Annotated in this window: 9 protein-coding genes; all 9 read right to left on the bottom strand. The window is 65.4% G+C overall.

The genetic code is table 11. From position 1 onward, the window contains the following. Positions 1–490: 490 nt before the first annotated feature. The 9 genes from KEC55_RS00445 to KEC55_RS00405 all read right to left on the bottom strand — a co-directional run bounded on the left by KEC55_RS00445 (position 491) and on the right by KEC55_RS00405 (position 11,312). Positions 491–1,246 (bottom strand): ABC transporter ATP-binding protein, encoded by a 756-nt coding sequence (locus tag KEC55_RS00445; protein ID WP_176049126.1) that lies wholly within the window; start codon positions 1,244–1,246, stop codon positions 491–493. After that, positions 1,246–3,030 (bottom strand): branched-chain amino acid ABC transporter ATP-binding protein/permease, encoded by a 1,785-nt coding sequence (locus KEC55_RS00440; RefSeq protein WP_176049127.1) that lies wholly within the window; start codon positions 3,028–3,030, stop codon positions 1,246–1,248. Before KEC55_RS00440 ends, KEC55_RS00445 begins: the two co-directional genes overlap by 1 nt. Positions 3,031–3,034: 4 nt before the next feature. Continuing rightward, the gene (locus KEC55_RS00435; protein ID WP_282506298.1) at positions 3,035–4,090 is read right to left on the bottom strand and encodes a branched-chain amino acid ABC transporter permease; all 1,056 of its coding nucleotides are present in this window, start codon (positions 4,088–4,090) and stop codon (positions 3,035–3,037) included. A gap of 200 nt (positions 4,091–4,290) precedes the next feature. Then, positions 4,291–5,448: an ABC transporter substrate-binding protein gene (locus tag KEC55_RS00430; protein WP_282506297.1), complete on the bottom strand. Its 1,158-nt coding sequence runs from the start codon at positions 5,446–5,448 to the stop codon at positions 4,291–4,293. Between the two features lie 1,068 nt (positions 5,449–6,516). Continuing rightward, positions 6,517–7,491 carry a branched-chain amino acid ABC transporter permease gene (locus KEC55_RS00425; protein ID WP_176049131.1) on the bottom strand — a complete coding sequence of 325 codons (975 nt, stop codon included), beginning with the start codon at positions 7,489–7,491 and terminating at the stop codon, positions 6,517–6,519. After that, complete coding sequence (locus tag KEC55_RS00420; protein ID WP_034188182.1) at positions 7,491–8,375, bottom strand: branched-chain amino acid ABC transporter permease; 885 nt, start codon at positions 8,373–8,375, stop codon at positions 7,491–7,493. The genes KEC55_RS00425 and KEC55_RS00420 overlap by 1 nt, the downstream gene beginning before the upstream one ends. 128 nt (positions 8,376–8,503) lie before the next feature. Then, the gene (locus KEC55_RS00415; RefSeq protein WP_176049133.1) at positions 8,504–9,703 is read right to left on the bottom strand and encodes an ABC transporter substrate-binding protein; all 1,200 of its coding nucleotides are present in this window, start codon (positions 9,701–9,703) and stop codon (positions 8,504–8,506) included. A 77-nt stretch (positions 9,704–9,780) separates the two neighbouring features. After that, positions 9,781–10,536, bottom strand: a complete 756-nt coding sequence (locus KEC55_RS00410; RefSeq protein ID WP_175904900.1) for an ABC transporter ATP-binding protein — start codon at positions 10,534–10,536, stop codon at positions 9,781–9,783. After that, the gene (locus tag KEC55_RS00405; protein WP_282506296.1) at positions 10,533–11,312 is read right to left on the bottom strand and encodes an ABC transporter ATP-binding protein; all 780 of its coding nucleotides are present in this window, start codon (positions 11,310–11,312) and stop codon (positions 10,533–10,535) included. The genes KEC55_RS00410 and KEC55_RS00405 overlap by 4 nt, the downstream gene beginning before the upstream one ends. Positions 11,313–11,576 lie beyond the last annotated feature (264 nt).

Raw genomic sequence — 11,576 nt, 5'->3', positions numbered from 1 at the left:
AACACCCTGTGCGACCTGGCACATCCTCGTTCCGAGGAACAAGCGGCAGCCCTCCGTGAACGATGCGTCGGGCCGTCATCCGCGCTGTGGGCGCCTCGAACAGTGCGATTGCACAGAACTTCCGGTTGCTTCCCTCCACTTATCCCCCGGGCACGACTATGCCCGTGCTCCGCACGACAACCCGGACGGAACATCCAGTGCGACCGCGCCCGCCCTCTTCCTCACAGATTTTCCGACGGTTCGCCCGACACTTGTCCCCTGTGGCCCGGCACATCCTCGGCCTGCGGAACAAGCGGCAGCCCTCCGCGAACGATGCGTCGAACCGTCATCCGCGCTGTAGGCGCCTCGACCAGCGCTATTACACAGAACTTTCGACTGTTTCCCTGGCACTTATCCCCGGTCACTAGCCGTCGTGTACCGGCGCCCCACAAACAAAAACGGCGTGTTTCACGTGAAACACGCCGCCCGTTTCCCGCCAACTGCCCAACCATCAAGCCGTCTTCTTCGCCAGCCCAAGGTACGTTTCGATCACGCGCGGATTCTGCGCGAGTTCGGCAGCCGGCCCTTCCAGTGCAAACTCACCAGTCTCCAGCACATAGCCGTAGTCCGAGATCTGCAACGCAGCCCGCGCGTTCTGCTCGATCAGCAGCGTCGCGACGCCTGTACCGCGCAACGCGCTGATGATATGAAAGATCTCCTTCACGATCAGCGGCGCGAGCCCGAGGCTTGGCTCGTCGAGCATCAGCAGGTCGGGCTTGCCCATCAGCGCGCGGCCGACCGCGAGCATCTGCCGCTCGCCGCCTGACAGCGTGCCGGCCGCCTGCTTGCGGCGCTCCTTCAGCCGCGGAAACAGGGCAAACACGTGATCGAGCTGGTCGAGGAAGTTCGATTCGCCAGCCAGCTTGCGCCGATACGCACCCAACACGAGGTTGTCTTCAACCGTCATCGTGCTGAACAGCTCGCGCTTTTCCGGTACGAGGCACATCCCGCGCGCGACACGCTGCTCGACCGGCAACGCGCCGACATCGTTGCCGCGATACACGACCGCACCCGACGCGTGCCCCGTCACCGGCAACGCACCCATGATCGCGTTCAGCAGCGTCGACTTGCCGGCGCCGTTCGGGCCGATCACGCTGACGATCTGCCCGGCGCCGACCTTGATCGCCGCGCCGTGCAGTGCTTCCACTTTCCCGTACCGGACCGCGAGCCCGCGCACTTCGAGAATCGGCATTGTCGTGCCCGTCATCACTCCACCCCGCCCAGATACGCTTCGAGCACGGCCGGATCCTGCTGCACATCTTGCGGCAGCCCTTCCGCGATCCGCGTGCCGAATTCCATCACCACCAGCCTGTCGGTGAGATTCATCACGAAGTCCATGTCATGTTCCACGAGCAACACGCTCATGCCTTCGGCCTTTAGCCGTCGCAGCAGGTCGGCGAGCTGTTGCTTCTCCTGGTAACGCAGCCCCGCAGCCGGCTCGTCGAGCAGCAGCAGCGTCGGATCGCAGCACAGCGCGCGTGCGATTTCGAGAATCCGCTGCTGGCCGAGCGCGAGGCTGCCCGCTTCGTCGTACATGTGCTTTTCAAGCCCTACGCGGCGGATCTGGCGTGCGGCTTCGGCCAGCAACTGCGCCTCCTCGTGTGCGTTGAGCCGTGCGATGCTGCGCCAGACGCCCGTATGGCCACGCAGATGCGCACCGATCGCGACGTTCTCGAGCACCGTCATCGCCGGCAGCAGCTTTACGTGCTGGAACGTACGGCCGATGCCGCGGCGGACGATCTGGCGCGACGTGAGCCCGTCGATGCGCTCGCCACGGAACGTAATCGTGCCGCCCGTCGGCTTCAGCACGCCCGTCACGAGGTTGAACGTGGTCGACTTGCCGGCGCCGTTCGGGCCGATCAGCCCGATGATCTGCCCCGCTTTCACATCGAAGCTGACGTCGTTGACGGCCACGAGCCCGCCGAACTGCTTGCGCGCGTTGTCGACGACGAGCAGCGGCTCGCCGGCCACCGGCTTCGCACGTTGCGGCAGCGGATCGGCCTGCTCGGGCACGTGCGCGCGCGGCCCGCGCGGGAACAGCCTCGCAACGAACGGCCAGACGCCCTGGCGCGCGTACTGCAACAGCAGCACCATCAGCACGCCGAACACGATGATCTCGAAGTTGCCCTCCGAGCCGAGCAGCTTCGGCAGTAGCGTCTGCAGGTAGTCCTGCAGCACGGTGAGGATCGCTGCGCCGAGCACCGCGCCCCACACGTGCGACACACCGCCGACCACGGCCATGAACAGGAATTCGATCCCGTGGTTCAGGCCGAACGGGGTCGGGTTCACCGCACGCTGCAGATGCGCGTACAGAAAGCCCGACACGGCTGCCAGCACCGCTGCGTAGACGAAGATCACCACGCGCATCCACGCGGTGTTCACGCCCATCGCCTCGGCCATCACGCCGCCGCCGCGCAGCGCGCGGATCGCGCGTCCCGGGCGGCTGTTCAGCAGGTTCTGCACCGACACGATCGCGGCCAGCACGACGGCCCAGATCAGGAAGTACAGACTGCGGCCGCTTTCGAGCGTGATGCCGAACAGGTTCAGCGCCGGAATCCCGTTGATCCCGTCGTACTTGCCGAGCAGTTCGAGGTTGCCGAACAGGTAGAACAGCGCGAGGCCCCACGCGATCGTGCCGAGCGGCAGGAAGTGGCCGGACAGCCGCATTGTCACCGCGCCCAGCACGAGCGCGACAATCGCCGTCAATACGACGCCGACGATCAGCGCGAGCCACGGTGACACGCCGTAGCGCGTCGTCAGGAACGCGGTCGCATATGCACCGATGCCGACGAACGCAGCCTGACCGAAGCTCGTCATCCCGCCGACGCCCGTCAGCAGCACGAGCCCGATCGCGACGATCGCATAGAGGCCGATATAGTTCAGCAGCGTGATCCAGTACTCGGGCACCTGCAGCGCGCCAGGCAGCACCGGCAACGCGAACAGCACCACGAGAAACACCCAGAAGGTCTTGTTGCGTACCATGGTCTTCATCGCGTCACTCCTCTTCCTCTTCCGCATGCGGCGTCACGAAGCTCCGCCACAGCAGCACCGGAATGATCAGCGTGAACACGATGACCTCCTTGTACGCGCTCGCCCAGAACGACGAATACGATTCGAGCACGCCGACGAGCAGCGAGCCGGCGGCCGCGAGCGGATAGCTGACGAGCCCGCCGATGATCGCGCCGACGAAGCCCTTCAGGCCGATCAGGAAACCCGAGTCGTAGTAGATCGTCGTCAGCGGGCCGACGAGGATCCCGGACAGCACGCCAAGCCCCGCTGCGAACGTGAACGCGAGCCGCCCCGCTTCGGTCGTGCCGATGCCGACGAGCCGCGCGCCGAGCCGGTTCACCGACGTCGCGCGCAGCGCCTTGCCGGCGATCGTGCGGCCGAAGTACACGTAGAGCGCACCGATCATCACGAGCGCCGTGACGACGACCAAGATGCTCTGCACCGACACCGTCATGCTGCCGATCGCGAGCGACACATCCGAGAACCCGTTGGTGCGTGATCCTTCCGCGCCGAACATCACGAGCCCGAGGCCGACCATCGCGAAGTGGACGGCAACCGACACGATCAGCAGCAGCAGCGTCGTGCCTTCGGCGATCGGCTGGTAGACGAGCCGGTAGACGAACGGCCCCATCGGCACGACGATCGCGAGCGTCAGTGCAATCTGCGCAAGCATCGGCATCGGCTGCGCGGCAAAACTGCGCGTGATCGCGAACACCGCGAGCGGCAGCAGGATGTAGCGGCTACCGAGCGTCGCGAGCGTGCGGCCGAGTTGATGGCGGCGTTCGCGATGCCGAATCAGGCCGCCGACTTCGAGCAGGAAGCACGCGATGCCCATCACGAACAGCAGCCAGCAGGTGGCGGGGAATTTCTGCGTCTGTAACGCGGCTAGCGTCAGCGCACCGTAGGCGACGAATTCGCCCTGGGGAATGAAGATCACCCGCGTGACGGAAAACACCAGCACGAGCGCCAGAGACAGCAATGCATAAATGGCGCCGGTCGTGATGCCGTCTTGCGCGAGGATCGCCGCAATCGAGAGATCCATACGTTTCGTGTATCGAGAATGCTGCGGAGAAACGAAAGACGGATACGGCCGGGGCGCGGACGACACGACAGGCGCGTCACGCGCCATGTGCCGGGCCCCGGACGTTCCAGGCGGCACGGGTGCGGGCCCATCCGGCCCGGCGCCCTGCCGACGGCATGCGCGGCGCCGTTCGCGCCGCGCACGCCGGTTTCACGTGATGCTTACTCGGCCTGCAGCTTCCACTTGCCGTCGACGATCTGCACCATCACGCGCGCACGCGTGTCGAAGCCGTTGTGATCGGTCGCCGTCATGTTGATCACGCCGTGCGACACGGGCAGATCCTTCACGTTTTCGAGCGACGCGCGCAGCGCTTCGCGGAATGCCTCGGTGCCCGGCTGACCCTTCTTCAGCGCTTCCGGAATCGCACGCTGCAGCAGCAGCCCCGCATCCCATGCATGGCCGCCGAACGTCGCCAGCGAGCCCGCGCCGTAGGCCTTCTCATACGCGGCCTTGTAGCCGAGCGCCGGCTTCTTCACCGGATTCGAATCGGGCAGCTGGTCGGTCACGAGCACCGGGCCGGCCGGCAGGATCTCGCCTTCGCAATCCTTGCCGCACACCCGCAGGAAGTCGTTGTTCGCCACGCCGTGCGTCTGGTACACCTTGCCCTTGTAGCCGCGCTCCTTCAGCGTCTTCGCCGGCAGCGCCGCCGGCGTGCCCGAGCCGGCGATCAGCACCGCATCCGGGTTCGAGCCCATCAGCTTCAGCACCTGCCCCATCACCGACGCGTCGGTGCGGTTGAAGCGCTCGTTCGACACGACCTTCAGGCCGTTCTTCGCGGCCGCCGCGTTGAACGTGTTGTACCAGCTGTCGCCGTACGCATCGGCGAAGCCGATGAAGCCGACCGTCTTCACGCCGTGCTTCGCCATGTAGCCGGCGATCGCGTCGGCCATCAGCTGGTCGTTCTGCGGCACCTTGAACATCCACGCACGCTTCGCGTCCATCGGCGCAATGATCTGCGCGCTCGCCGCGAGCGAGATCGTCGGCGTCTTGCCCTGCGACACGGGATCGAGCATCGCGAGCGAGTTCGGCGTGACCGACGAACCGATGATCGCGTCGACGTGATCCTCGTCGATCAGCTTGCGCACGTTCTGCACCGCGCGGCTCGTGTCGGAGGCGTCATCCAGCACGATGTACTGCACGCTCTTGCCCGCGATTTCCTTCGGCAGCAACGCGATCGTGTTCTTTTCCGGAATCCCGAGCGATGCGGCCGGCCCGGTGGCCGACAGCGTCACGCCGATCTTCACCTGCGCCGACGCCGTTGCCGCCGCGCACACGAGGCCCGCGGCAAGCACGGCCTCCATCCATCGATTCATCTTCATTTACGTTGTCTCCAAACGCTGCTCGAAAAAGCCACGGGTCGCTCGGGCGGCTCCCGGTCCCCAAAACAATTTAATATCTTAATTATCTCGCTCAGCCGCGCCCATGCTCGTTTTCCCGTGAAACGCCGCACCCATGCGCCCCTTGCCGGCCGAAACGGTCGTTCGACCGTCACGATGCGCAACAGCAATGTCGTCAGGATGAAGAAGGCGAAGAAATGCAGGATCGTGCGGGAGATCGATGCGGGCGCAACGATAGCGGGAAGGCACGCCGATCCGGCCGGACGGGGCCGGGCCAGCGAACGGCGAAACGTCGGAAAACCGGCCGGTCATGAGGATGCGGATACGGATGCGAGCGCAACGACCCGCGATGGCGTCGCAACGCGCATACAGGCCGCAGAACGGCCCGGGATAGCCCGTCCCACACCCCGCGACGAACGAGCGGCGCCAGCCGCCCCTCCTGCCCCGAACCATCGTCCTGCGCTGCTCATCCAACCGTACTCCCTCTTCTGCATTCTGCTTGTAGGAGAACTGCCGACCGTTTTCCCGACCGCTCGGTCGGCGAAAGCTGAGTGTAACGGACGCGTTTCGCGCACGCCAACCGGGTAAGCCCGGACAGCGTGTGCGCAATGGCGTGCTGTCTGCGAACGAATAACGGCAACGGGAAAAGCGGAGGGACGACGCGAAGCGCGGAAGAGAGGCGGTGCGAATGCAGGCGCGCGACAGGATGATCGCGCAGGCCGATGCACCATCGGGGGAAATCCGTGCACGCAAATGAAAAAGCGCTGTTGGATTCCGTCCAACAGCGCTTTGGGGTCCGGGCACTTTGTGCCTCGATTGTCTCCTCGTTCTCCACCTGCAAATTCGTTTCGCGGTGCATCAGAACTAGGGTGAATCTTAAAGAGGCTTAAGCACCGCGGCAACTTAGCATTTACCCCTATGGTGCATCGCCGCACGAAAATGGGGCATCAGCGGGCCGCGCGGCGCCGGCCCGAGCCCGCTGCAACGCCCTTCCGGAGCGGGCCGGATGGTGCTTCGCATCAACGCCCCGGTGACGCGCGCCGCACGCATTCAGGACGCCCTGAGCGGCTTGATCCGCGCGACCATCTCGCCGACGATGCCGCGCCGGAACGCAAGCACGCACGCGATGAAGATCAGCCCCGTGACGATCGTCGCCGATTCGCCGAGCGAGTGGAACCACGCGACGCCCGTCGTCGACGCGAGCCATTCGCCGATATCGCCGAGCCGGTCCTCCAGCGCGACGATCAGCGCCGCGCCCAGCAGCGGCCCGAACAGCGTGCCCATCCCGCCGACCAGCGTCATCAGCACGACGAGGCCCGACATCGTCCAGTACGCGTCCGACAGCGTCTCGAAGCCGAGCACGAGCACCTTCAGCGAGCCGGCCAGCCCTGCGAGCCCCGCCGACAGGATGAACGCGAGCAGCTTGAAGCGGTCGGTGTCGTAGCCGAGCGAGATCGCGCGCGCTTCGTTCTCCTTGATGGCGACGAGCACCTGGCCGAACGGCGAATGGACGACCCGCACGATGAACGCGCACGCGGCGACGACCACCGCGAGCACCACGTAATACAGCGCGACGTCGTTCGACAGGTCGAGCAGCCCGAACAGGTGGCCGCGCGGCACGCCCTGCAGGCCGTCCTCGCCGTGCGTGAACGGCGCCTGCAGGTAGATGAAGTAGACCATCTGCGCGAACGCGAGCGTGATCATCGCGAAGTAGATGCCCTGCCGGCGAATCGCGAACAGCCCGACGACGAGCCCGAGCAGCGTCGCGGCAACGGTGCCGGTCAGCACGCCGAGTTCCGGCGTGAAACCGAGTGTCTGCATCGAATAGCCGGTCGCGTAGCCGGCTGTCGCCAGGAACATCGCATGGCCGAACGACAGCAGCCCCGTATAGCCGATCAGCAGGTTGAACGCGGCCGCGAACAGCGCGAACGTGAGCACCTTCATCACGAACACCGGGTACGCGCCGATGAACGGCGCGGCGAGCAGTGCGGCGAGCAGCAGGCCGTAGAGCACTTTTCTCTGCATCATTTTTCCTTGCCGAAGAGGCCCGCCGGGCGGAACAGCAGCACGATCGCCATGATCACGAACACGACCGTGGCCGACGCTTCGGGATAGAACACGCGCGTGAAGCCCTCGATCACGCCGAGCAGCAGGCCCGTGACGATCGAGCCGAGGATCGAGCCCATCCCGCCGATCACGACCACCGCGAACACGGTGATGATCATCGGCTGCCCCATCAGCGGCGACACCTGGATCACCGGCGCGGCCAGCACGCCCGCGAATGCGGCGAGCGCGACGCCGAAGCCGTAGGTGAGCGTGATCATCATCGGCACGTTCACGCCGAACGCCTCGACGAGCTTCGGGTTCTCGGTTCCCGCGCGCAGGTACGCACCGAGACGCGTCTTCTCGATCACGAACCACGTCGCGAGACACACCGCGAGCGACGCGACGACGACCCACGCACGATAGTTCGGCAGGAACATGAAGCCGAGGTTGGTGGCGCCGGACAGCTGCGACGGCACGTCGTACGGCTGGCCCGACGATCCGTAGATCGACCGGAACACGCCTTCGACGACCAGCGTGAGGCCGAACGTGAGCAACAGCCCGTACAGGTGATCGAGCTTGTACAGCCAGCGCAGCATCGAGCGTTCGATCGCGATCCCGAACGCGCCGACCACCAGCGGCGCGAGCACGAGCATCGCCCAGTACGGCAGCCCGAAGTACGACAGGCCCATCCACGCAAGCATCGCACCCAGCATGAACAGCGCGCCGTGCGCGAAGTTGATCACGTTGAGCAGCCCGAAGATCACCGCGAGCCCGAGGCTCAGGATCGCGTAGAACGAGCCGTTGACGAGCCCGAGCAGCAACTGGCTCAGCATCGCCGGCAACGGAATGCCAAAGATTTCCATCGACTTAGCCGTCAGAATGAGTTTCGTTGCGTGCGCAACCTTTCTGCATCATGCACGCGGGCGGCGCAGCGGGCACATCGCTGCGGCCGCCGCCGAGCGGCGCGCCCGTGCGCGCCGCTACGCCCTGCTTACTTCCACAACGCGCAGCGCGTTTCCTGCTTGGTCCCGAACGCCTGTTCGCCCGGAATCGTCGCGAGCACCTTGTAGTAGTCCCACGGCTCCTTCGATTCCGACGGCTTCTTCACTTCCATCAGGTACATGTCGTGGATCATGCTGCCGTCCGTGCGGATGTAGCCCTTCGCGTAGAAGTCGTTGATCTTGATCTTCTTCAGCTCGGCCATCACCTTGTCGGAGTCGGTCGTGCCGGCGGCCTGGACCGCCTTCAGGTAGGTCGTCACCGACGAATAGTCGGCCGCCTGCAGGCTCGACGGCATCTTCTTCATCTTGCCGAAGTAGCGCTGTGCCCACTGGCGCGACGCCGCGTCGCGGTTCCAGTACCAGCTGTCGGTCAGCACGAGGCCCTGCGTCGTCTCGAGGCCGAGGCTGTGCACGTCGTCGATGAACATCAGCAGCGCGGCGAGCTTCATCGTCTTCGTGATGCCGAACTCCTTCGCGGCCTTGATCGAGTTGATCGTGTCGCCGCCCGCGTTCGCGAGGCCGAGGATCTGCGCCTTCGACGCCTGCGCCTGCAGCAGGAACGACGAGAAATCCGATGCGGACAGCGGGTGGCGCACGGTGCCGAGCACCTGGCCGCCGTTCGCCTTCACGACATCCGACGTGTTCTTCTCGAGCGCCTTGCCGAACGCGTAGTCGGCCGTCAGGAAGAACCACGACTTGCCGCCCTGCTTCACCACCGCCGAACCGGTGCCCTTCGCGAGCGCCATCGTGTCGTACGCGTAGTGGACCGTGTACGGCGTGCACTGCTCGTTGGTCAGCGTGTCGGCGCCCGCGCCGATGTTGATGTAGACCTTCTTCTTCTCGCCCGCGACCTGGTTCATCGATAGCGCGGTGGCCGAGTTCGTGCCGCCGACCAGCAGGTCGAGCCCGCCGCGGTCCATCCATTCGCGCGCCTTCGACGCGGCGATGTCGGCCTTGTTCTGGTGGTCGGCGTAGACGACTTCGATCGGCTTGCCGAGCACCTTGCCGCCGAAGTCGGCGACCGCCATGCGGATCGCTTCGAGGCCGCCCTGCCCGTCGATATCCGCGTAAAGCCCCGACATGTCGGTGATGAAGCCGATCTTCACGGTATCCGCCGCGTGTGCGGCGCCGGCGGTGAACGCGGCGGTCGCGAGCGCGAGACAGGCCTGTGCGAGGGTCTTCATTTTCATTGACGTCTCCTGTTGTTCTGATGCGTTGTGGTTATTCGAGGGCCGCCACGGCTAGCGGCAAGGGAAACGGGGCGGCGTCACACCCCGAGCAGGTCGTGCAGGGTCGGCATCTTGCTTTCCAGTTCGGCCGCCTGGAAATGCTCGACGATGCTGCCGTGCTCCATCACGTAGAAACGGTCGGCAAGCGGCGCGGCGAAGCGGAAATTCTGTTCGACCATCACGATCGTGTAGCCGCGCGCCTTCAGCGCGACGATCATCCGTGCGAGCGCTTGCACGATCACCGGTGCGAGGCCTTCGGAAATCTCGTCGAGCAGCAGCAGGTTCGCACCGGTGCGCAAAATCCGCGCGACCGCGAGCATCTGCTGTTCGCCGCCGGACAGGCGCGTGCCCTGGCTCTGCCGGCGCGACGCGAGGTTCGGGAACATCGCGTAGATCTCGTCGAGCGACATCGCGTGCTCGCGCGGCCCGATCAGCGGCGGCAGCATCAGGTTCTCCTCGCACGACAGGCTCGAGAAGATCCCACGCTCCTCCGGGCAGTAACCGATGCCGAAATGCGCGATGCGGTGCGTCGCGAGGCCGATCGTCTCGTTGCCCGCGACCTTGATCGACCCGCTGCGGCGGCCCGTGAGGCCCATGATCGCGCGCAGCGTCGTCGTGCGGCCCGCGCCGTTGCGGCCGAGCAGCGTGACGACCTCGCCGCGATGCACCGTCAGGTCGACACCGTGCAATATGTGGGATTCCCCGTACCAGGCCTCCAGGCCCGTGATCTCCAGCGCGGGCGTACCGCTCTCGACGCCGCTCAATTCGCGTTCCTCCCGTTCGCTGTGCTTCATGCGTGCGCCCCCGCGAGCGCCGCGTCGGCACTGCCCATGTAGGCCTCGATGACGAGCGGATTCTTCGATACCTCCGCATACGAGCCCTCGGCCAGCACCTCGCCGCGTTGCAGGACGGTGATCGTGTCGGAGATGCCCGCGATCACGTTCATGTTGTGCTCCACCATCAGGATCGTGCGGCCGTTCGCGACCTTCTTGATCAGCGCGGTCACGCGGTCGACGTCCTCGTGGCCCATCCCCTGCGTGGGCTCGTCGAGCAGCATCAGTTCGGGTTCCATCGCGAGCGTCGTCGCGATCTCGAGCGCGCGCTTGCGGCCGTACGCGAGCTCGACGGTCGGCACATGCGCGAAATCGGTGAGACCGACCTGCGTAAGCAGATCCATCGCGCGATCGTCGAGCCGTTTCAGCGTGCTTTCGCTACGCCAGAAATGGAATTCGGTGCCGAGTGCGCGCTGCAGGCCGATACGCACGTTCTGCAGCGCGCTCAGGTGCGGGAACACGGCCGAGATCTGGAACGAGCGGATGATGCCGCGCCGCGCAACCTGCGCGGGCCGCTCGTTGGTGATGTCGATGCCGTTGAAGACGATCTGGCCGGCCGTCGGCGTCAGGAACTTGGTGAGGAGGTTGAAACAGGTGGTCTTGCCCGCGCCGTTCGGCCCGATCAGTGCGTGGATCGCGCCGCGACGCACACGCAGGTTGACGCCGTTCACGGCGGTGAAGCCCCTGAATTCTTTTGTCAGTCCGCGTGTTTCCAGAATCGTGTCGCCGAGAATCATGTTCCCTTCCGTACGAAGTCAGGCGAAGCACCGGGATGCCTGGCGCAAGCGGCCGCGAACAGGTCAGCGGATCAGCGGGCTGCCCCCGGGCGCCGTGGTACGCCTCGAGGGTTGGTCTCCCGCGCCGACGCGTATGCACATTGCGCAACATTGTCGCGCCGTTGGTGCAGTGCAATCATCGGGATTTGCACTTATAGGGCTGGCCGCCCTGTCGCATGCGGCTGTGCGCGATTTTTCGCCATGCTTTTTTGACACGTGCATCAT

This window comes from Burkholderia cepacia, from assembly GCF_029962485.1.
In the GTDB taxonomy this organism is placed as follows: domain Bacteria; phylum Pseudomonadota; class Gammaproteobacteria; order Burkholderiales; family Burkholderiaceae; genus Burkholderia.
The sequence above is the reverse complement of the archived record's forward strand: the minus strand, read 5'-3'. Positions and strand labels throughout refer to the sequence as shown.

What these genes read in the sequence shown, in the direction of transcription:
- KEC55_RS00425 (WP_176049131.1), bottom strand. Translation starts at nt 7,491, where the DNA reads ATGCAGAGAAAAGTGCTCTACGGCCTGCTGCTCGCCGCACTGCTCGCC.
- KEC55_RS00410 (WP_175904900.1), bottom strand. Translation starts at nt 10,536, where the DNA reads ATGAAGCACAGCGAACGGGAGGAACGCGAATTGAGCGGCGTCGAGAGC.
- KEC55_RS00420 (WP_034188182.1), bottom strand. Translation starts at nt 8,375, where the DNA reads ATGGAAATCTTTGGCATTCCGTTGCCGGCGATGCTGAGCCAGTTGCTG.
- KEC55_RS00415 (WP_176049133.1), bottom strand. Translation starts at nt 9,703, where the DNA reads ATGAAAATGAAGACCCTCGCACAGGCCTGTCTCGCGCTCGCGACCGCC.
- KEC55_RS00445 (WP_176049126.1), bottom strand. Translation starts at nt 1,246, where the DNA reads ATGACGGGCACGACAATGCCGATTCTCGAAGTGCGCGGGCTCGCGGTC.
- KEC55_RS00440 (WP_176049127.1), bottom strand. Translation starts at nt 3,030, where the DNA reads ATGAAGACCATGGTACGCAACAAGACCTTCTGGGTGTTTCTCGTGGTG.
- KEC55_RS00430 (WP_282506297.1), bottom strand. Translation starts at nt 5,448, where the DNA reads ATGAAGATGAATCGATGGATGGAGGCCGTGCTTGCCGCGGGCCTCGTG.
- KEC55_RS00405 (WP_282506296.1), bottom strand. Translation starts at nt 11,312, where the DNA reads ATGATTCTCGGCGACACGATTCTGGAAACACGCGGACTGACAAAAGAA.
- KEC55_RS00435 (WP_282506298.1), bottom strand. Translation starts at nt 4,090, where the DNA reads ATGGATCTCTCGATTGCGGCGATCCTCGCGCAAGACGGCATCACGACC.